This window comes from Geomonas sp. (assembly GCF_035254065.1).
Classification (GTDB): domain Bacteria; phylum Desulfobacterota; class Desulfuromonadia; order Geobacterales; family Geobacteraceae; genus Geomonas.
On record NZ_DATFBA010000167.1, the window covers coordinates 25,895 to 45,493 of the forward strand.

The following is a 19,599-nucleotide window of genomic DNA, read 5'->3' on the forward strand; positions in this document are numbered from 1 at the left end:
GCCCATGGGGTGGTCAAAGCTCCCGCTGTGTCGGAGCCGGTTCGGTTTCTGTCCGGTAACTGGCCGGTCGCACCAAACGATACTTCCTGATCAGCTCCTGGTTCTGCAAAACGTCCTTCACGAATATGGAGGCCACGTTGTCCGAGTAGATCAGCGGCCACTCCTTGCTCTTGAGGAGGAACCGTGCGAAGTCGGAGTCGGTATCGAAGATGATCCAGGTGACCCGGTATTTGTCGAGGATCTTCTCCCATCCCGGCTGAAACTTGATGACCTGGTAGTACTCCTTCATGAAGGTGGAGCCGTACATGTCGGATCTGCCGTCGAAGAAGACCTTGTAGGTAGGATAGGTGCGATAAATCAGGTAGTCGCCGATCTCGTCATTGTCGAACATGTTGCCGCTGATCTTTTCTTTCAGGAGGAATTCGGCGGCGCGGACCGCCTTGGTCTTCTCATCAAAGCCATGCCGGACCATCCCGGAGCAGGTGGCGGCCACGACCAGGCAGAGCGCCATCATCGGCCACAGGTGCCCCCTGGCGCGGGCATCGATCCCCATTATGTTCTCGGACCGCTTGCGGAAGAAGGCGGCCATTCTCCCTTCCCTCAGCTCCCCGAGCTCCCCCGCCTGGCGGGTCATGATCGGGGCCGTCACCAGCGCGAAAAGCGCGATGTACCTGGCGGAGTAGAGCGCCATGTTGGTGAAGAGAAGGACCAGCACCAGTTCCGTCACCTCCATGCGTCGCCGCCCCATGGCAAAAAGGGCGATCAGCAGCAAAAGCAGGTACTTGAAGGGGGCGAACTGGTGGAAGTCGACCGACATGAACTCCGAGATGTGGTCCATGATGTAGGTGTCGCCCACCAGCCTGAACGGGAAGAGCAGTATCCGATACCCTTGCGGGTTCAGCAGGCAGGCGGCCAGCGAGACCGCGGTGGTGAATACCAGTTGGCCTACTTTTCCCCACTGTACGCGCCGCTCGGCACCCTTTGCCCACCACGTTTTGACCAAGGTTCCGACCAGATAGGCGCCCAGCAGCAGGAATCCGCCCAGGTAGCCTCCGTGCAGGTTGACCCACAACAGCATCAGCGGAGGAAGCAGCGCCAGGCGGGTGCCCTGCTCCCGCCGCCAGTATTCCAGCAGGTCGTGGTAGACCACCATGAACAGGAAGGAAAAGACGTGCGGCCTTGCCAGCCAATGGACCTTGAAGGCAGCCAAGGCGGATATCGTGATCAGGATGGTGAGCAGGATGTCGGCCCGGTAGCTCCTCTGGAGCCTGAACAAAAGGGCGATGGTCAGCGCCAGGAGCGCCGCGAAGAAGGCGTCCACCCCGGTCAGCCCGAACCGGCTGTGGATGGCCGCCATGAGCACCTCCGAGAGCCATTCGTGGGCGGTCCAAGGGATGGGCGGAGTGTGGTAGGAGAAGAGGTCGAAGGTGGGGACGGAGCGGGTCCTCAGGATGTACTCACCGGCCCTGATGTGGTACCCGGTGTCGCCGTCTCCCAGCAGCCTGGAGGTGTTGGTGAAGAAGAGCAGCAGGAACACGGTCGTGAAGAGGAGGTCAGCCAGCGAGGGGGTGAGGGTCACTTTGCGGGTTGGCTTCGTTGTCATGGCTCACCAGGGAACGTTCACACCGGGAAGCGGCAGAGGGAGCCGTCGGCCCGGCGGATGGCAGCATTGCAAGGTGGTCCTCAGCCGAGGAGGATCTGGTCCCCGGTTACCGTCCCCGATTGCGAGACGGCTCCGGCGGGAAGCTCGATGACCTTTTTGCAGGAGAACAGCAGCGCGCTGATGCGGTTTGGCTGGAGATGCTCACCGGTCCTGATGACCCGGTTCTCGCCGTTTAGAAAGAGCACGTCGATGGGAAACCTCATGAAGAAGGTGTGCACCCCGTTGCAGGGGGTGATCAGCAGCCCTTCCCCCGCCGACAGCCCCTGCCTCCCGAGCAGCCCCCTGCTTCTGGAAAGAAAGGTGGCCGCCACGAAGAGCTGGGTGGCCAGCGGTCGGCCCGATCTCCCATTGATCGCCTTCATCTCATGAGTCCCTCAAGGTGATTGATGATCGGGTCCTGGGTGATCCTTGCCGGCCGTTCTGCTGCCGGCAAGGATCGTGCGGTTACTTCTTCCCCTGCCTCACGTAGCTCAGTGCCAGCTGCACCGAAATGACCAGCAGAATGAACGTGTTGAAGTCGATTTTCATGCGATCACCTCCTTGAGTTGCAACGGTTGGGTTGACTGCTCGTGTACCTTCGGCCGATCACTTGAAGATCCTGCCGATCTGCAGCATGGCGGGGCCCAGGATCACCACCAGCAGGGCCGGGAAGATGAAGAGGATCAGCGGGAAGATCATCTTGATGGTTGTCTTGGCGGCGGCTTCTTCCGCCATCTGTCTCCTTTTGGTCCTCAGGCTGTCCGCGTGGGTCCTCAGCGCCTGGCTGAGGCTGGTGCCGAAGCGCTCGGTCTGCGCCATCATGCTGGTGAGCGACTTGACGTCCTCGACCATGGTCCTCTCCGCCATGTCCTTCAGGGCGTCGATGCGTGGCTTGCCCGCCCTGGTCTCCATGTTGGCAATGCGGATCTCCTGGGCCAGCGCGTTGCCGTTGAACTGCGGGGTCTCGGTCGACCTCATCAGGGCGGCGTCCACGCTGAGCCCCGCCTCCACGCAGACCGTGACCAGGTCGAGGATGTCCGGCAGGGTATGGAAGATCTGCACCTGGCGGCTTCTCTTCTTGCTGTACAGCCAGTAACTGGGGAGCAGATACCCCGCGATCAGGCAGATCACCGTCACCAGCAGCGACTGGCTCGTGAAGCAGATCTGCCTGGGAACGGCGTAGATGAGCAGGTAGCAGGCGGGGATAAGGCAGGTCAAAAGGATCTTGCAGCCGAAGAAGGCGTACACCGACTCCTTGCGATAGCCGGCTGCCACCATCATCTTCATGTACTTGGAATGCTCCCGCTCCGGCAGCTTGAGCTTCTCACCGATACGGCTCAGCTTGTACGACCAGGTGCCGGACTCCACCGGCTTCTTCTGCTTGGCCGTCCGTTCGGTGGCGAGCCCCTGCAGGCGTTGCGTCAGCACGCTCCTTTTCAGCACGAAATGGTGCAGCGCCGTCAGGGAGAGCAGCAAAATGGATACGAATACCAGCGCCGTGATGAGGTAGATCATGGCCGTGTCCTATATCTGGATCCTGATGATCTTGCGTATCACCATCAAGCCGAACAGCTGCAGGGAAACCGCCAGCACCACGATGTAGATCCCCTTGGGGTCCCGAAAGAGTTCCATCTCGTAGTCCGGGTGCAGGAAGAAGAAGAAGGCGAAGGTCACCAGCGGCAGCACGCCCAGCACGTAGCCGGACATGCGCCCTTGGGCGGTGTAGACCTGGACCTGCCGGCGGATCCTCAGCCTTTCCCTGATGGTCAGGGATAGCTTGTCGAGCACCTCGGAGAGGTTGCCGCCGATCTCGGAGTTAATGGAGACCACGGTGGTGAAGAACCTGAGGTCGAGGCTGTCGATGCGGTCGTTCATGCTGGAGAGGCCGTCGGTCATCCTAAGCCCCAGTAACTGCTGGTCATAGGCGGTCTTGAACAGCTCGCCCACCGGGGCGGGGACCTCCTGCCCCACGAGCTGGATGGCGCTCGTGAAGGAGTGGCCGGCCCTTAGCGAGCGGGCGATCATGGAGAGGGCGTCCGGGAACAGCTCGGTGAACTTCTCGCGTCGCAGCTGGGCCTTGATCTTGAGGAAGAAGTCGGCGAGCAAAAGCGACAGCACGGCAGACGCGCTGCAAAAGGCGAGCGACTTGGTGATCAGCATCACCAGCGCCGAGCAGAGGATGGCCGCCGCCACCACCACGCTGACGAAGAGGGAGACGGATACCGCAAGGCCTGCCTGGTCCAGCTTGCGATCCAGGTTCTTGGTCGGCGCGAACCCGGCGAAGAACTGGTCGGCCGGCCTGGTCTCCCGGGTGATCTCCGCCCGAAGATCTTCCGGGATCGCGCTGCCGCTGCTTCTGGCCATCCGCTGCAGGCGCCGTTTCAGTTCCGTCTTGGGAGAGTTCTGCCGTTCGGCGACCGCGACCGAGACGGCGACGCAGACGCAGAAGACGGCGAGGAATGTCAATGCCGCGACCGGAATGAGCACGAGGCGCCTCCTAGTTGTCGAAGATGCCCGGGGGCAACTCGTACCCGTACACCTTGAAGCGCTGGGCGAAGAGCGGCCTGACCCCGGTGGCGCGGAACTCTCCCACCACCTTGCCGTCCTTGTCGATCCCCTTCTGCTCGAAGACCATCACGTCGTGCATGACGATGGTGTTCCCTTCCATGCCGGTGATCTCGGAGAGCTTGACGATCTTCCTGGTGCCGTCGGAGAAGCGCACCAGCTGCACCACCAGGTTGAGCGCCGAGGCGATCTGCTCCTTGATCGCCTTTTCCGGCAGGTCCAGCCCGGCCATCAGCACCATGGTCTCCAGGCGGGCCAGCGCGTCCCTGGTCGTGTTGGCGTGCACGGTGGAGAGCGAGCCGTCATGGCCGGTGTTCATCGCCTGCAGCAGGTCGAGCGCCTCGCCTCCGCGCACCTCGCCGATGATGATGCGGTCCGGGCGCATCCTGAGGGCGTTTTTCAGGAGGTCCCGCTGGGTCACCTCGCCGCGCCCCTCGATGTTGGTCGGCCTGGTCTCCAGCCTCACCACGTGCTCCTGCTTGAGATGAAGCTCCGCCGAGTCCTCGATGGTCACCACCCTCTCGGAGTGGGGGATGTAGGCGGAGAGGGCGTTCAAAAGGGTGGTCTTGCCGGTGCCGGTGCCGCCGGAGACCAGGATGTTCAGCCGGGTCTGCACCGCCCCCTCCAATAGTTCCGCCATCCGCTGGTCCAGCGCGCCATGCTTGATCAGGTCGTGCACGCCGAGCGGGTCGCGCCCGAAGCGGCGGATGGAGAGGACCGGCCCGTCCAGCGCCAAGGGGGGGATGATCACGTTGACGCGGGAGCCGTCCGGGAGCCTCGCGTCCACGTAGGGGGAGGACTCGTCGATCCTCCTCCCCACCTTGGAGACGATCCGCTCGATGATCTGCATCAGGTGCGCGTTGTCGCGGAAGCAGACGGCGGTCTTGGAGAGCTTCCCTCCCTTTTCGATGTAGACCTTGGCGTGGTTGTTCACCAGGATGTCCGAGATCTGGTAGTCGGCCAGCAGCGGCTCCAGCGGGCCCAGTCCGAAGGTCTCGTGCTGGATCTCCACGATCAGCCGGTCCCGCTCCATCTGGTTGAGCGGGATGCCCTCACCGATGATGAGGTTTTCAATCACGGCGCTGATCTCCTTGAGGACCTCGCTGTTCCCCATCAGGTCCATCTTGGAGAGGTCGATCCGGTCGATCAGCCGCCGGTGGATCCTGATCTTCATGTCCTGGAAGTAGTCGCGCTCGCTTGCCGACTGCACGCTCGGTATCTGGAAAGGATCGTTGCTCAGCATCGCTTTCTCCCTCTCTGCTTTCTGCCTCCGGACGGCGTTGCTGTTGACCGGGCCTTGGCAAAAGCCGTTCACCCTGAGCCTGTCGAAGGGCGTCTCACTGCTTCAAACGATCCGCCAGCGCCTGGATCGCCTTGCTGATGGGGGAGCGGGGGGTAAGTTTCACCACCGGGGTGCCCTTGTTGATGGAGTTCACCGCGTCCAGGTACTCGTTGGGTATCGACTGGTACACCGAGCGTGCCAGCACCTTCTCGGCATCCTTCAACTGGATGTCCGACTTGGGGTGGTAGCGGTTGATGATCAGCTTGACGGTATCCTTGCCGAACCCCTTTCTCTCCATGGCACAGAGGTAGCGCTTGGTGTTCTTGAGGGCGGGAAGGCTCAGGGTGGTGGTGAAGAGGATCTGGTCGGAGCTCTCGAAGATCGCCATGTTGCACCCCGCGAGCTGCCCCACGCAGTCCACGATCACGTAGCTGAAGATGCCGCGCAACAGCTCCAGCACCCTGCGCACCTGTTCCGGCCTGATGGAGACCGCCTCGTCTACCTCCAAAGGCTCGGTGAGCACGAAGGGGCCTGAGGGGTGGCGGGTCATTACGCTCATCAGGAAGTTGGCGTCCAGCCGTTCGGTGTTGCTGGTCACGCTGGACAGCGTGTAGGTGGGGTTCACGTTCAGGAAGGTGTTGACGTCGCCCGCCTCCAGGTTCAGGTCCACCAGGGCCACCTTGGTCCCTTCCTCCGCTAAAGCCGCCGCCAGGTTGACCGCCACCGTGGTGGTCCCCATGCCGCCGATCGGGTTGTAGACCGAGATGATCTCGCCGGCCGGCATCTCCTCGACCGGGGTGGGGAGCAGCAAGCGCCCCACCTTCTGCAGCGACTGCTTGAGCTCTTCCTGTCCGATCGGCCTTAAAAGGTACTCAACGGCGCCTGCCCGCATGATCGAGAGAAACCACTCCACGTTCTTCTCGGAGGAGCAGGCGATCACCGAGACGCGGGGGTGCTTCAAGGTGATGAACTGGACGTCCTTGATCCCCTGTTCGATGTCGTCGATCCCCAGGATCACCACATTGGGGGCGGCTTTTTGGATGACCAGGGCGCCGTCGCTGAAATTGTCCACCGACCCCGCCAGCGTGATACTGTCGGTGTAGGGTTTCAGGGTGGAGGTGATGGCATCCCTGGACTGCTTGTCCCTGTCGATGATGACTATGGAGAATTGCGAAGGCATGACCTCTAACCCCCTTGCCTGATATTCCTCCGCCGTCAACCGGCCCGCCGTTCGCTCACTTCCCCAGCGGCAGCCAGTCCAGTTCCTTCACCTTGTCCGGGTCCGGCGTGCGCTCGGTCGGTAGTTGCACGGTGCTCCCCGGGGGATTGGCTGCGACCAGCCTGGGGGTGATGACGAAGATCAGCTCCGTGCTCTTGATCTGGTCCGAGGTGGAGCGAAACAGCGCCCCCAGGATCGGGATGTCACCCATGAGCGGGATCTTGGACATGGTCTTGATCTTCTCTTCCTGGAGCAGCCCCGCCAGCACCAGGCTTTCGCCGTCACGCAGTTCCACGGAGGTCCGGACGTCGCGGGTGTCGATGATGGGGTAGCCGTTCACCGCCAGGGTGCCGGCAATGCTGCTCACCTCGGCGGGGTCGATCTTCAGGTTGATCAGGCCGTTGTCCTGCACCTCGGGCTTGAATCTCAGCTTCACCCCCACCGTCTTGTAGATGATGGAGGGGGTGGACGACCCGCCGCTGTTGGTCAGCACGCTGTAGGGTATCTCGCTTCCCGCCAGGAAGTCCCCCTCCAGTCCGCTCTTCACCAGCAGGTTCGGTTCGGCCAAGAGCTTGGCGAGCCCCTTGGTGGTGAGGGCCTGCAGCACGGCGGCGATGCCGGCCGGGAAGTAGGAGACCCCGGCCTGGAAGGTGTCGAGCGGGTTGAACCCTCCCAGACCGGAGGGGCCCGTGCCGTTGATGCCGGGGGCACCGGTCACGCTGGAGCTGGTAGTCCCGGTAAGGGTGGAGAGGATACTGCTCTTGGTGGTGGTGGCGGAAAGGGGTGCACCTATCAGGTTGGAGAACCCCTCCGCGGTGTTTCCTTTCACAAAGAAGCTGATGCCCAGGTTCTTGAGGGCGGTCTTGTCGACTTGGGCGACCTTGACCTGGAGCAGCACCTGCAGCGGCTGGTTGACGGTAATGTGGTTGACCACCTTGGCGGAATAGGCCTTGGCGATCTCCTCGGCCTTCTTGGCGGTCACCTCATTGGCGACCGTGCCGGTCAACAGCACGGTGTCCCTGGCGTACTGCACCCTGATGGCGTCGTTGGGCGAGAGTTCCCTCACCTGGGTCTCTATCAGGTCTTCGTCGCCGACCACGTTCACGGTGTAGAAGGTCGGCTCCTTGGCGTTGTCCTCCCACACCAGCAGGTTAGTGGACCCTATCTTCTTGCCGTTGATCTGCAGATAGGTGGGCTCGTAGGACTTGGGGATCTCGATGATATCGGGGTCGCTGATGGTGACGTAACGGTAGCGGACGTTTTTGTCGCCGGGGCGGAGGATGACGCTCTTGCCGACCTTCACGGTCATGGTCATGGACGCCTCGGCAAGGGCGGTTGCCGCGTTCACCAACAGCAGCAGGGAGATCAGCACGGCCAGCAGGCACACGGTCGAATGACGAAGATTCATTGGCTACCTCGGTCCAGGTAAAGGTCTGCTCGTTGTCAGTAGGGATATTGCCAGGTCACCTTTTCCGCCCCCTTGACGATCTCCAGGGTGTACAGGATCACCGGGGCGGCAGCCTTGACGATCACCCCACCCTTCACTACCCCCTTCACCCCCCCCTTCGCCGGCGCCGGCCTGGGCTGCGCTGCCTTGGCCTCCGGGGCCTTGGAGACCAGCGGCCGCTCGACCCCGGTCAGCACCTTGGAGATGGTTGCGCCCTGGGAGCCGACCTGGCCGCTATCGGCGATGTTCCTCAGCAGCATCTGCAGCGATCCCTTGCTGGCGGACAGCACGAGCTTTTCGGCATCGGTGGGGAGGAGGTCGAGGGTTACGGTGGGAACCACCACCGGTTTCCCCTCCTTCTGGTCGGTGATCTGCCCCGTCGCCAGGATGGGAACGTTCTCCAGGATGATCTTGCTGACACTCTCCTTCTCGTTGTCCGGCAGCTGCATGGTGACGATCACGTCGACCCGGTCGTTGGGGGTCAAAAAGCCCGCCACCCCGGCCACCTCGTTAACCGCCACCGTCACCGCCCGGTGCCCCTGCGGCACCACGTAGGTCATGAACCCCGCTCCCGGCGTACCGGCCTTAGGTTTCAGCTTCTGGTCGGTCACCGCGTCACCCCTGGTGATGGGGCGGATGACCACGCGCCCGACCAGCTGCTCAGGCGCATCGGCGCTGCCGGGAGGGATGCTGTCCTTGGGCCAGGAGGTGACCTTGAGCTGGCTGGCGGCGAGGGTGGTGCCGATCGGGATGTCGGCGCGGGCGACCACCAGCTTTTGAGGCTGGACCGCCTTCACGCTGCTGACCTCCTGCTGCAGGTAGCTGTAGGTGAGCCAGGCCGCGGCTCCGGCGAAAAGGAAGGCGAAGATCGAGACCAGGATGACGGTGTTGGGGCGCTTCATGTCGGGACCTCCCATCGGCTGACGTCGCTTCGCGTGCCTCGCGCCTGGCGTTGTTTGGGGGGACGGGTGCATCAGAATTGAGGCGGCAAGGCCGAAGCACCTGCTATCTTCAACCCGATGGCATTGCCGGCCATCGGCAAAGTTTTCAAGAGGAGGTGAAGAGTTCCGTCAGATTGCCGCCACGGGCGGCTTCGGTGCCCTGCCAAGAAGAGGGTCACTTCCCGGCAGGGCATGCCTTGCTGGCAGTCGCAGTTGTTGCTACTTCATGGTGTTGCTTATGGTGGTGAATGTGCTGTTCGCCGAGCTGCCGATCCCCTTGACCGCTGCAATGACCACTATCGCGATCAACACCAGAATCAACGCGTACTCCACCAGCCCCTGTCCGCTCTCATCCCTCAAGAACTCCTGCGCCTTTTCAGACATCTTCCTTAGCTGAGTTAGCATAGTCGTTTCTCCTTATTGTGGGGATTATCGAAGGATTGAAAGCTGTCCTTCGTGATTAACCTGCGCATCCACCTCGGCTAAACCACTGCTGCAGCCTCTCTCATTGGGTATTCCGTCAGGGGTTCATGGCGTTACTTATCCCGGTGAAGGTGCTGTTCGCTGAGCTGCCGACCCCCTTGATCGCGGTAATTACCACTATGGCGACCAGCACCAGTATCAACGCGTACTCAACCAGCCCTTGTCCGCGGTCATCCCGGAGTGCCTGGAGGACACCCGCTGAATCTTTTGTCTTAGTCATCTTCGCGCCCCTTGTCATAGCTTTGGATTTAACGGCCAACCGTCCCGGTGGAGAGAGAGAGCTCTCAGCCACCCCTTGCATTAGAGGGGAGTCACCTTGTCAGTCATTTCTTCAGGCTGTCATAGAGCCGTCGAGGCCATTGCCCTTCCGGTATCGCGGTCGAGGCCTCTACTCATTGGGTTCGGCAATAAGATTAAAAATCCAAAATTAATAAAAACAAATACTACGGCGGCGCTGCAAATGTGCAAGCAAAAATTTTTTGGTGTCAGCAGGTTTGAAAGAGGGAAGTATTAGTATAATCTTATACTGTTTTGCTTCCGCTGGGCGTGTCTTGCGCTGCTAATCGTTTGGTATTGCTGGGTTATTTGCTGCAGGGGGGCGTTCCGCATGTTGTGGCGGGTGCCTCGCTCAAGGGAGGAGTGGCAATGCGCACCTTTTCAGCGCCGGCGGCGCCGAGGAGCCTGGACGAGGCGGGACTGGAACGGGCCTTCGTTGAAGACCTGCTGCTCAAGCATCTCTTCTTCCTGGGCGAGTTCAAGATGAGTGACGTCTCGGAACGGGTGAAGCTCCCGGTCTCTTTGGTGGAGATCATGCTGGAGGACCTGCACAAGGAGAAGCTTCTGGAAATCAGGGGGGCGGCCAGCTACACCAAGACATCCTACGTGTTCAGGCTGACCGAAGCGGGGCGCAGGAAGGGGCAGGAGATCCTCGAGCTCTGCCGCTACGCAGGGCCTGCTCCGGTCTCCATGAAGGCGTACCGACAGAGGGTGCAGGCCCAGACGGTGAAGGGAGCCATCGACGACGAGCAGATCGTGAAAGCTGCCCTTTCCCATCTGGTGCTCAGGGAGGCGGTGGTGAGGCGGCTGGGGCCGGCGATGGTCTCGGGGCAGGCGGTCTTCATGTACGGCCCCTCCGGCAACGGGAAGACCTCCATCGCCGAGGCGATCGGGCGCGCCCTGCCGGAGCACGTCTACATCCCGTACGGCGTCGCCGTGGGGGGGCAGGTGATCAGCGTCTACGATCCCGCCTGTCACGAGGCGGTCGAAGCCCCACCGGAGGATGGCGAGCGGGACACGCGCTGGGTGCTGATCAAGCGACCGGTGATCAACGCCGGCGGGGAGCTGACCCTCAAGATGCTGGACCTGAACTTCGACGCCGTCTCCAAGTACTACGAGGCGCCGCTGCAGATGAAGGCCAACAACGGCGTCTTCATCCTGGACGACTTCGGCAGGCAGCAGGTCGAGCCGCTCAACATCCTCAACCGTTGGCTGGTGCCGCTTGAGCGCCAGGTCGATCACATGACGCTGCAGACCGGGATGAAGGTGGTGATCCCCTTCGACGTGCTGGTCATCATCTCCACCGACCTGGAACCCAAGGACCTGGTGCACGAGGCCTACCTGAGGAGGCTGCGCTACAAGATCAAGGTGGACCGGCCCAACGAGGAGGAGTACCTGACCATCTTCAAGGCCGCCTGCCAGGAGAACGGCATCGCCTTCTGCGAGGAGGTCTACAACTACTTGAACGAGCAGTGGTACGGCGCCTACGGCGTGGCGAGGAGCGCCTGCCACCCCAGGGACCTGATCAACCTGATCGTCAACGACTCCTCCTTCTACGACAAGCCTCCCCAGTTGACCGTTGAGAGCGTGAGCGAGGCGTGCGCGGATTATTTCGCGTGATCCGGCTAAGGAGTGGCTGCCGAGGTGCCACTCCGTTTTGCCGGTGATGGTAACGTGGACTGGTCGTCGCTGACCGCACAAGTAAAGGTTCGAGCCATGACACCCATAATGAAAAACCAGACAGGTCAGGTACTGGTTGAATTGGCGCTGGTACTCCCCTTCTTGGCCATGTTCGTCTTCGGCATCTTCGACTTTGGACGCTGGATGTACGGTGCAAACACGTTGAATCATGCAGCTGGCGCAGGGGCTCGGGCGGCAGCTGTCATGACCACCCCTCTTCCTACTCCGGTCACCTCTGGGCGTGTCGATGCACCGACCAACGACATGGAGCGGGCCATAAACCTAAATCTCCTCAGCAGCAAACTGACCGGCTCCGTCACCTATGACGTCCAAATCATCTACTCTGGTGGCCGTACGGTTGGACCGACCCAGGCGGGGGATCTCGTTCACGTCACGGTGCGTTGGCCGACCTTCCAACTGGTAAATCCGATGCTGAAGTCCCTGTACTCACCGACCGTGTTGGGCGAGGCTACCGTGAGGTATGAATAGATCGGCTGCTAGGCTCGGAAGGAGGTAGGTATGGGCACCAGGGGCTGTACACGACAGGACGGCGGATTTGTAATAATCGTGCTGCTGGTTTTTATGCTGGTGGCCATCTGCGCGTTCGGAGGATTGGCGATAGATGTCGGCAAGCTGTACGTGGTGAAAAGCCAGCTTAGGAACGCTGCCGATTCAGCTGCCCTGGCTGGGGCGGGTAATCTCTATCCCAGCAGCAGTGTGACCTCCCCCAACTGGGGTAACTACACCTCGGCCCTCAACGTGTTGAGGCAGAATAAGGCCGCCGGAGAGCTGCTACAAAGCGGAGATGTCCAATACGGTTGGTGGAACCTGGCCACCAACAGCTGGGAGGTTGGCAGCCCGGTCTCCGGCGGGGTAGTTCCGCTGCTGAACAGGCAGGGGTACTGCTCGGAGCCCCCTCAAGGACCATGTACCCCCACGAGCGCCTGTCCGGCGGGGGCGGTCTGCATATTCACCAACCTCGCTGCGGGCGTAACGGCGACGGTTAGCAAATCGGCTGGCATCAATGGTGGGCCTGTGCCCGCTCCTTTTGCCGGCGTGCTCGGCAGCAAGGCTTTCGAGGTGGGAATGGCGAATACTCCTTCAACCGCAGTGATCGGTCCCACCGGGGGGGTTCCCTCGGGAGTCTACCCCTTCGCCATCACCAAGGATACGGCTGACTACTGGGCCGGTCGGCTTAATCAGCCAGCGTACCTCGATCTCATCAATCATGGTGCGGACCCCTACAGAGGTCAGTGGGCCACCTTCGACGGGACCAACAACGTCCCGGTGATCGACAAGCTGTTGGCCGCCAGCAAGACTGCGTTGTCCATTGGAGTTGATAAAGTGCATATCGCTTCAGGGGAGAAGGCGGCGCTTTTCGACGATGTGAAGATTAACGCCGACGTCTTGCTGCCGGTGGTGGCTACCGACCACTTCAACTATAACGGTGATCCAGTTCTGACCGGCTTCATCGGGTTTCATATCGACTCCGTCGACACCCCCAACTTCCGCATGCGCGGCTCGTTCATCCGACTTAAAGCCCCTCCAGGCAGTCACGCTGGAGGCCCCAGTTATGGTGTGATCAGCTATCCGTACCTGGTACAGTAGCTCACGCTAAAGACCAAGAGGACAGGGGGCGGCCGTGTACTCATGACAGCTGTCGGCGCAACTCCGCCGGGTCGCTGGTCGGCATCCCGCAGCTCCGGTTCTCACAGAGATAGGCGACCGCCTGGTCGCCGTTCGCTTTCTTCTCCCTCAAAAGCGGGATCAGCCTGGCAGCCCTATCGAGTTGTTCTCCCTCGCAGAGCACCACCAAAGTCCGGTTGGGGATGAAGTGGCGCTGGAATTCCCGCAGCAGCCCCTCTGCCGCCTGCCGATCGCCGCGGGGAGCCACCACGACCACCTGCCTCGGGACATCGTTCAGGAAATCGAGCGCCAGCAGCATCTCGCTGAGCGCGGCCGGCGATGAGGAGAGACGGGAGGAAAAGGCGGCCACGGTCCGGTTCGCTTCCTCCAGATAGCGCGCCTGCTCGGTCAAGGCGTGCAGCCTCAAGAGGTTCATGATCATCACGGAGTTCCCTGACGGGACCACTCCGTCATAGGCCGGCTTTTCCCGGGCGATCAATTCTTCGTGGCGGGAGCCGGTCATGAAGTAGCCTCCCCCTTCTTGATCCTGGAATTCCCCCTCCACAATCGCGGTCAGTGACAGTGCCTGCTCGAGCCAATGGGCCTCGCCGCTCGCCTCGAAAAGGTCGATCAGTCCCCCGATCAGGAAGGCGTAGTCGTCCAGGAAGCCCTCCCCCTTGGGCTGCCCCCCCTGGTGGCTGTGGGCGAGCCTCCCCTCCGGCATCATCTTCACCAGGATAAAAGTCGCCGTCCGGCGCGCCTGATTTACCAGCTCTACATCGTCGAGCACCATACCGCCCCGGGCGAAGGCGGAGATGGCCAGCCCGTTCCAGGCGGAAAGTATCTTCTCGTCCCTGAGCGGAGGCGGCCGGCGGCTGCGCGCCTGGTACAGCATCTCGCGTGACTCTTCCAAAAGTGAGCGGACCCGCTCCTCGGGCAGGCCTGCCCCCCGGGCAAGCTCCGGTATGCTCTTCACCTTGTGCAGAATGCTGCGTCCCTCGAAATTGCCTTCTTCCGTCATCCCGTACAGCCCCGCCACCAGTTGGCCTCGCTCCCTTCCCAGGACGTCGGTGAGCTCCTCCGGGGTCCAGGTGAAGAAGTAACCCTCCTCCATCTTGCCGTTTGCGGCCCTGCTGTCGGCGTCGGTGGCGGCGTAGAAGGCCCCTTCCGGCGCTGCCATGTCCCGCATCAGGTAGCGCAGCGTCTCCTTGGCCACCGCTGCCAGGTCGGGTCCTCCCAGCTGCTGATATCCCTCCAGGTAGCTGATGGTCAGAAGGGCGTTGTCGTAGAGCATCTTCTCGAAGTGCGGGATCAGCCACTGCTGATCGGTCGCGTAGCGGTGGAAGCCGCCCCCCACTTGGTCGTAGATGCCGCCTGCCGCCATCTGCCGCAGGGTGAGCGCCGCCATGGCGGTCAACTCGCGGTCCTTGTTGCGGCGTGCCGACCTGAACAGCAAGCGAAGCGGCAGCGAAGAGGGGAACTTGGGCGCTCCCTGCAGGCCGCCGTTCACCATGTCGAACGCCGGGCGCAGGCTGCGGACCGCCTGGTCCGGCAAGCTGCCGGAGAGCGACGCCTCGCCACTTTCCGGCGCCAGCATCGAGCGCACCGCCTCGCTCAGCTGCTCCCCCGCCCGGGCGATCCGCTGCCGGTCCGCACGATACGCCTCCAGGAGTCTCTGCAGCAGGGTGAGAAAACCCATCCCCCGGCTGTGGTCGAAGGGAGGGAAGTAGGTGCCGCCGTAAAAGGGAAGCCGGTCCGGGGTCAAGAAGACGTTGAGCGGCCAGCCCCCCTGCGAGCCCATGGCGTGCAGGGAGGTCATGTAGACGGAGTCCACGTCGGGACGTTCCTCCCGGTCGACCTTCACGGCGATGAAGTTCTCATTCAGGAAGCGGGCGATCTCCTCGTCCTCGAAGCTCTCCTCCTCCATCACGTGGCACCAGTGGCAGGTGGCGTAGCCGATGCTCACCAGCAGCGGCCTGTCCAGCCTGCGGGCGAGATCGAAAGGCTCGTCGCCCCAGGCGAACCAGTTCACCGGGTTGTGGGCGTGCTGCAGAAGGTAGGGGCTCGTCTCCAGGAAGAGCCGGTTGGTGTATCTGGCGAAGCCGTCCGGCAGCAGGTGCCGGGTGCGGGGGTGGTAGCTGCTTCCACGCCGGAGCCGGGCCTCCTCGAACCGCTCCCGAGGGGGAGCCGGCAGGTCGGCGCAGCCGGGAAGCTCTAGGTACCTGTCCTCAACAGATCTGTCCATAGCTTAATTCTCCAAGTCGGCCGTCTCCCCTGCTCGCAGCCCTGCGACGGACCTGCCGGGGCGTTGGCTGACTTGATTATAGCAGAGCCCGCCCTTGGCCAGCGATCCCTTCTGTCCAGCTCCGAGAGCCCCCGCTCCGGAAGGGGGCCCGCCAGGAGCTGGGCTGATGCAAAAGGTGCGGACGAAGCCAGCGTGGGGGGGTGGAGAGGTACGGTGGCGTTGGGGCGTGAGCGTTGGGCGTGCGGAAGAAAATAGCGACCGCAAGCGGTGCTTGGACAAAATAATCTGTTAAATTTTATTAATCATTTATCTCTGCAGTTCGTGAAGGAGCGTCAGTGGCCACACCCAACCATCAAAAAGGAAACCTTGAGCACGTGCATGGAAGGCTGTTGCGCTCGATTCCCCTTTTCTCCAGTCTCGACGACGCCGAGTTCAAAGAGGTGCAAAGCAGGATTGTGGACAGGCGCTTCCACAAGAACCGGGTCGTCCTGATGGAGGAAGATACCGCCAACTATATCTACATCGTTTACAGCGGAAAGGTGCGGGTGGTTCACCTGGGGACCGACGGCAGCGAGCGGATCCTGGCTGTCCACAAGAGAGGGGACATCTTCGGCGAGATGGCGGTGCTGGACGCCAAGACCGCGCCGGCGACCGTGATAGCCATGGAAGAGAGCGAGATAGGGCTCCTCTCCAAGGAGAATTTCCAGAATTACCTGCTCAAAAACGAGAAGGTACTCCTGCAACTGGTCGACATCCTCTGCCGGCGCCTGCGCGAGGCCCAACTGGTCCTGAAGGCGATCGCGCTGCCGGACGCCGAGCTCAGGCTCCGCTCGATCCTCAATCACCTGAGCCTTCTGCACGGCGTAAGGGACGACCGGGGGGTGGTGATCACCTTGCGACTCACCCACAAGGAGCTGGCGGGCTACACCTCGGTCTCACGGGAGACGGTGACCAGGCTCCTGCACAGGTTGGCCGATGAAGGGGACCTGGAGATGCTGGAAAACAAGACCATCCTCCTCAAGCGGGGGTTCAGTGACAAGTTGCAGATGCTGTGACCACCCGGTGAGCAGGCGCAGGTGATCCGGTACCAGTTGCCGGAAAAGGAGCGTGAGCCATGTATCTGAATTTTTACAATCTCAACAAGGAACCGTTTCAGATCACTCCCGATCCCTCCTTTCTCTTTCTGAGCCCGGGACACAAGGGGGCGCTTGCCTCCATCATCTACGGGGTCGAGAAGAAGAAAGGGTTCATCCTGATCCTGGGCGCGGTCGGCGTCGGCAAGACCACCATCCTCAGGGCGTACCTGGAGAAGGTCGACCGGGAAAAACTGACCACCATCTACCTGTTCAACTCCAATATCTCCTATGCCAACCTCTTGAAGTACCTGCTGAGGGAGGTGGGTCTGGTTCCTGAGTCGGACGAGGTTCCCGACATGGTGCACCAGTTCCACCAGGCGCTGATGAAAGAGTACGAGAAGGGAAAAACCATACTCCTCTTGATCGACGAGGCGCAGAACATGCCGGTCGACACCCTGGAGAACCTCCGCATGCTCTCCAACCTGGAGACCGACAGCGAGAAACTGATCCAGGTGATCTTCAGCGCCCAGACCGAATTCGAGAAGACCCTGAACCTCGAGGAGCTGCAGCAGCTGAAGCAGAGGATAGCCGTGAAGGCGGTAATCAACCCGCTGACCCACGAGGAAGGGCTCAGTTACATCCAGCACAGGCTGAAAACGGCGGCCAACGACGACGGAGCGATCTTCACCCCGGCCGCCCTCAGGGAGCTGGTCCGGAGCGCGAAGGGGATCCCCAGGGTCATCAACGTCCTGTGCGACAACAGCCTGATCACCGCCTTCGGCTACGGCAAGAGACCGGTCGATGTCAGGGTGGTGAGGGAAATAACCGGCAACTTCGGGATCCGCGGGCAAAGCTACCTCCCCTGGGTGGTAGGCGTCCTGGCGATGTTCGCGGTCGCCTTGGGGGGGGTGGGGATCAAGCACCGGCACCTCCTGAGCACCCCCAAGGCCACTGCCGTCGCACTTCCGCAGGCGAAGAGGACGGTGCAGGTCAAGCCCGCCAGCCAGGTCGTAAAGCCGGGGCAGCCGCTGCCGGCGGCCGGCACCGCCTACGCCCAGCGGGTGGTGACCAAGGGGGACACCCTGGCCAAGCTGATCGTTGATGTCTACGGCCACGTGAACCCCAAGATGATCAAGATGGTGAAGAAAGCGAACTACATGGAGAACGAAGACCTCATCATAGAGGGGACCAGGATCGTTTTCCCGGACCTGAGCAAGCAGTGAGCTAAAGGGGAACAGAGGGATCCCTTTCGCAGGGCGCCGGCAGCTCCGGATCATCACGGATGGTCCTGGATCTGCCGGTTTTTTCGTTGGTGTTAACTATTGACACCGGGGCCTTGGCCGGTGTATGAAAAGTTACTTTTTTTTCCCCAATCCAAGGCGCGCAAGGACTGAGAGACTATGATCAAGATCGATTTCGAAAAGATGGGTGGACTGATCCCGGCCGTTATCCAGGACAACGAGAGCGGAGAGGTCCTGATGGTGGCCTTCATGGACGAGAAGACCCTGAACCTCACCCTGGAGAGCGGCAAGACCTGGTTCTTCAGCCGTACCCGCAACAAGTACTGGATGAAGGGTGAGGAGTCCGGCAACACGCAGGAAGTGGTGGAGGTGTTGACCGACTGCGATGCCGACACCGTGGTGATCAAGGTGAAGCAGAACGGTCCGGCCGCCTGCCACACGGGCAACCGGAGCTGCTTCTACGTGAGATACGAGAACGGCAGCTGGGTGGAGCACTCCAACCCGCTGTTCGACCCTTCGCAGGTCTACAAAAAATAACGGCTATTTACCCCATCCTCACCCCAACCCTCCCCTTGAAGGGGAGGGGGAAAATCCAGAGCGGGATCAAACAGAGAAAGAGGGCATGCAATGGAAAATGTACTGAAGCTGGGGGTCCCCAAGGGGAGCCTGGAACAGGCCACCGTGGAGCTGTTCAAGAAGGCGGGTTGGCAGATATCGATCTCGTCCAGGAGCTATTTCCCGGGGATCGACGACGAGGAGCTCAAGTGCTCCCTGATACGCCCGCAGGAGATGGGGAAGTACGTGGAGCGCGGCACCATCGACGTCGGCATCGCCGGCCGCGACTGGGTGCGCGAGAACGACTCCGACGTGGTGGAAGTCTGCGACATGGTCTACTCCAAGGTCTCCCGTCGCCCCGCCCGCTGGGTGCTGGTGGTGAACGGCGACTCCAAGGTGCAGGGGCCGGAGGATCTGCACGGCGCCACCATCTCCACCGAGCTGGTCGGCTTCACCAAGCGCTACTTCGCCGAGAGAGGCATCCCGGTGAACGTCGAGTTCTCCTGGGGCGCCACCGAGGCCAAGGTGGTCGAGGGTCTGTGCGACGCCATCGTCGAGGTGACCGAGACCGGTTCCACCATCAAGGCCAACGGGCTGAGGATCGTCTGCGAGCTGATGGAGTCGGTGCCGGTGATGATCGCCAACAAGGCCGCTTGGGCCGATCCCTGGAAGCGCGCGAAGATCCAGCAGATCGCGACGCTGTTGCAGTCCGCCCTGCGGGCCGAGGGGATGGTCGGCCTGAAGATGAACGCTCCGGGGTCCAAGGTCGCGGCCATCACCGAGATCCTCCCCAGCCTGAACAACCCGACCGTCTCCAACCTCTACAACTCCGACTGGGTCTCCATCGAGAGCATCATGCACGAGAAGGAAGTCCGCCGCATCGTCCCCGAGCTGATCAAGCAGGGGGCCGAGGGGATCGTGGAGTACTCGCTCAACAAGATCATCTAGAAATAGCGTAGAAGCTTTGCAGCGCACAGGCGCCGAGAGCGCAGAGGTGAACCGTATGGTCCCTCTGCGGGCTCGGCGCCTTCCTTTTTCTCCCTCAGACCATCCCCAAGATCACTTTCCCCCCTCAAAATGGCAGAGCTCCCTGCCCAAACCGGCCCTTCTCCGAGAGGTGCCGGTTTTTTGTATTCGGCTGTCCGAATCCTGACACCGAAGCCACGAGTAAAACATTAACAAAAACAAATAATTGGTAGCTTTCCAAAAAGGTTGCCCACAACTGGTGTCAAGAACGGACGAAAAACGGATTCAGCAATGGATCTGCCGGTTCAGTTAATCTATTTGAAAACAGGTAGATAGCGTTCAGTGGGTGCCTTTG

18 protein-coding genes are annotated in these 19,599 nt (G+C 61.5%); 7 read left to right on the forward strand and 11 right to left on the reverse strand.

The features are described 5' to 3' along the window. Positions 1 to 13: 13 nt before the first annotated feature. The 10 genes from VJ604_RS08110 to VJ604_RS08155 form a co-directional block, all read right to left on the reverse strand. Positions 14 to 1,603, reverse strand: a complete 1,590-nt coding sequence (locus VJ604_RS08110; RefSeq protein WP_324081417.1) for a hypothetical protein — start codon at positions 1,601 to 1,603, stop codon at positions 14 to 16. Between the two features lie 80 nt (positions 1,604 to 1,683). After that, complete coding sequence (locus tag VJ604_RS08115; RefSeq protein WP_324081419.1) at positions 1,684 to 2,025, reverse strand: DUF192 domain-containing protein; 342 nt, start codon at positions 2,023 to 2,025, stop codon at positions 1,684 to 1,686. 223 nt (positions 2,026 to 2,248) lie between these two features. Continuing rightward, positions 2,249 to 3,157, reverse strand: a complete 909-nt coding sequence (locus VJ604_RS08120; RefSeq protein WP_324081421.1) for a type II secretion system F family protein — start codon at positions 3,155 to 3,157, stop codon at positions 2,249 to 2,251. Between the two features lie 9 nt (positions 3,158 to 3,166). Beyond that, complete coding sequence (locus VJ604_RS08125) at positions 3,167 to 4,129, reverse strand: type II secretion system F family protein (RefSeq protein ID WP_324081423.1); 963 nt, start codon at positions 4,127 to 4,129, stop codon at positions 3,167 to 3,169. A gap of 10 nt (positions 4,130 to 4,139) precedes the next feature. Next, the gene (locus VJ604_RS08130; protein ID WP_324081425.1) at positions 4,140 to 5,450 is read right to left on the reverse strand and encodes a TadA family conjugal transfer-associated ATPase; all 1,311 of its coding nucleotides are present in this window, start codon (positions 5,448 to 5,450) and stop codon (positions 4,140 to 4,142) included. 94 nt (positions 5,451 to 5,544) lie between these two features. Beyond that, positions 5,545 to 6,669 (reverse strand): CpaE/TadZ family protein, encoded by a 1,125-nt coding sequence (locus VJ604_RS08135; RefSeq protein WP_324081427.1) that lies wholly within the window; start codon positions 6,667 to 6,669, stop codon positions 5,545 to 5,547. Positions 6,670 to 6,724: 55 nt separating this feature from the next. Next, entirely contained in the window at positions 6,725 to 8,116 is a 1,392-nt protein-coding gene (locus VJ604_RS08140; protein WP_324081430.1) for a type II and III secretion system protein family protein, read from the reverse strand. A 35-nt stretch (positions 8,117 to 8,151) separates the two neighbouring features. Next, positions 8,152 to 9,057 (reverse strand): Flp pilus assembly protein CpaB, encoded by a 906-nt coding sequence (gene cpaB, locus VJ604_RS08145; RefSeq protein WP_324081432.1) that lies wholly within the window; start codon positions 9,055 to 9,057, stop codon positions 8,152 to 8,154. A 258-nt stretch (positions 9,058 to 9,315) separates the two neighbouring features. Beyond that, positions 9,316 to 9,501 carry a Flp family type IVb pilin gene (locus VJ604_RS08150; RefSeq protein ID WP_324081434.1) on the reverse strand — a complete coding sequence of 62 codons (186 nt, stop codon included), beginning with the start codon at positions 9,499 to 9,501 and terminating at the stop codon, positions 9,316 to 9,318. 115 nt (positions 9,502 to 9,616) lie between these two features. Further along, on the reverse strand, positions 9,617 to 9,799 hold the full coding sequence (locus VJ604_RS08155) for a Flp family type IVb pilin (protein WP_324081436.1): 183 nt from the start codon (positions 9,797 to 9,799) through the stop codon (positions 9,617 to 9,619). A gap of 425 nt (positions 9,800 to 10,224) precedes the next feature. Here VJ604_RS08155 and VJ604_RS08160 point away from each other — a divergent pair, with 425 nt between their 5' ends. The 3 genes from VJ604_RS08160 to VJ604_RS08170 are packed head-to-tail and all read left to right on the forward strand — an operon-like array spanning position 10,225 to position 13,143. Next, on the forward strand, positions 10,225 to 11,475 hold the full coding sequence (locus tag VJ604_RS08160) for a DUF8689 domain-containing protein (RefSeq protein WP_324081438.1): 1,251 nt from the start codon (positions 10,225 to 10,227) through the stop codon (positions 11,473 to 11,475). A 12-nt stretch (positions 11,476 to 11,487) separates the two neighbouring features. Continuing rightward, positions 11,488 to 12,024: a TadE family protein gene (locus tag VJ604_RS08165; RefSeq protein ID WP_324081441.1), complete on the forward strand. Its 537-nt coding sequence runs from the start codon at positions 11,488 to 11,490 to the stop codon at positions 12,022 to 12,024. A gap of 30 nt (positions 12,025 to 12,054) precedes the next feature. After that, positions 12,055 to 13,143, forward strand: coding sequence for a pilus assembly protein TadG-related protein (locus VJ604_RS08170; protein ID WP_324081443.1), 1,089 nt, complete (start codon positions 12,055 to 12,057; stop codon positions 13,141 to 13,143). Between the two features lie 40 nt (positions 13,144 to 13,183). On the opposite strand, the gene VJ604_RS08175 is transcribed toward VJ604_RS08170, so the two are convergent. Beyond that, positions 13,184 to 15,406, reverse strand: coding sequence for a thioredoxin domain-containing protein (locus tag VJ604_RS08175; protein WP_324081445.1), 2,223 nt, complete (start codon positions 15,404 to 15,406; stop codon positions 13,184 to 13,186). Between the two features lie 335 nt (positions 15,407 to 15,741). On the opposite strand from VJ604_RS08175, the gene VJ604_RS08180 reads away from it, so the two are divergent. The 4 genes from VJ604_RS08180 (at position 15,742) to hisG (ending at position 19,226) form a co-directional block, all read left to right on the forward strand. After that, positions 15,742 to 16,461: a Crp/Fnr family transcriptional regulator gene (locus VJ604_RS08180; RefSeq protein WP_324081447.1), complete on the forward strand. Its 720-nt coding sequence runs from the start codon at positions 15,742 to 15,744 to the stop codon at positions 16,459 to 16,461. Positions 16,462 to 16,520: 59 nt separating this feature from the next. Further along, the gene (locus VJ604_RS08185; RefSeq protein ID WP_324081448.1) at positions 16,521 to 17,705 is read left to right on the forward strand and encodes an AAA family ATPase; all 1,185 of its coding nucleotides are present in this window, start codon (positions 16,521 to 16,523) and stop codon (positions 17,703 to 17,705) included. A 177-nt stretch (positions 17,706 to 17,882) separates the two neighbouring features. Continuing rightward, positions 17,883 to 18,260: a phosphoribosyl-AMP cyclohydrolase gene (hisI, locus tag VJ604_RS08190; RefSeq protein WP_324081450.1), complete on the forward strand. Its 378-nt coding sequence runs from the start codon at positions 17,883 to 17,885 to the stop codon at positions 18,258 to 18,260. Between the two features lie 90 nt (positions 18,261 to 18,350). Further along, positions 18,351 to 19,226: an ATP phosphoribosyltransferase gene (gene hisG / locus VJ604_RS08195; RefSeq protein ID WP_324081452.1), complete on the forward strand. Its 876-nt coding sequence runs from the start codon at positions 18,351 to 18,353 to the stop codon at positions 19,224 to 19,226. Positions 19,227 to 19,599: the final 373 nt, after the last annotated feature.

What these genes read in the sequence shown, in the direction of transcription:
- VJ604_RS08115 (WP_324081419.1), bottom strand. Translation starts at nt 2,025, where the DNA reads ATGAAGGCGATCAATGGGAGATCGGGCCGACCGCTGGCCACCCAGCTC.
- VJ604_RS08130 (WP_324081425.1), bottom strand. Translation starts at nt 5,450, where the DNA reads ATGCTGAGCAACGATCCTTTCCAGATACCGAGCGTGCAGTCGGCAAGC.
- VJ604_RS08155 (WP_324081436.1), bottom strand. Translation starts at nt 9,799, where the DNA reads ATGACTAAGACAAAAGATTCAGCGGGTGTCCTCCAGGCACTCCGGGAT.
- cpaB (WP_324081432.1), bottom strand. Translation starts at nt 9,057, where the DNA reads ATGAAGCGCCCCAACACCGTCATCCTGGTCTCGATCTTCGCCTTCCTT.
- VJ604_RS08150 (WP_324081434.1), bottom strand. Translation starts at nt 9,501, where the DNA reads ATGCTAACTCAGCTAAGGAAGATGTCTGAAAAGGCGCAGGAGTTCTTG.
- VJ604_RS08185 (WP_324081448.1), top strand. Translation starts at nt 16,521, where the DNA reads ATGTATCTGAATTTTTACAATCTCAACAAGGAACCGTTTCAGATCACT.
- VJ604_RS08175 (WP_324081445.1), bottom strand. Translation starts at nt 15,406, where the DNA reads ATGGACAGATCTGTTGAGGACAGGTACCTAGAGCTTCCCGGCTGCGCC.
- VJ604_RS08140 (WP_324081430.1), bottom strand. Translation starts at nt 8,116, where the DNA reads ATGAATCTTCGTCATTCGACCGTGTGCCTGCTGGCCGTGCTGATCTCC.
- hisG (WP_324081452.1), top strand. Translation starts at nt 18,351, where the DNA reads ATGGAAAATGTACTGAAGCTGGGGGTCCCCAAGGGGAGCCTGGAACAG.
- hisI (WP_324081450.1), top strand. Translation starts at nt 17,883, where the DNA reads ATGATCAAGATCGATTTCGAAAAGATGGGTGGACTGATCCCGGCCGTT.
- VJ604_RS08110 (WP_324081417.1), bottom strand. Translation starts at nt 1,603, where the DNA reads ATGACAACGAAGCCAACCCGCAAAGTGACCCTCACCCCCTCGCTGGCT.
- VJ604_RS08135 (WP_324081427.1), bottom strand. Translation starts at nt 6,669, where the DNA reads ATGCCTTCGCAATTCTCCATAGTCATCATCGACAGGGACAAGCAGTCC.
- VJ604_RS08120 (WP_324081421.1), bottom strand. Translation starts at nt 3,157, where the DNA reads ATGATCTACCTCATCACGGCGCTGGTATTCGTATCCATTTTGCTGCTC.
- VJ604_RS08170 (WP_324081443.1), top strand. Translation starts at nt 12,055, where the DNA reads ATGGGCACCAGGGGCTGTACACGACAGGACGGCGGATTTGTAATAATC.
- VJ604_RS08160 (WP_324081438.1), top strand. Translation starts at nt 10,225, where the DNA reads ATGCGCACCTTTTCAGCGCCGGCGGCGCCGAGGAGCCTGGACGAGGCG.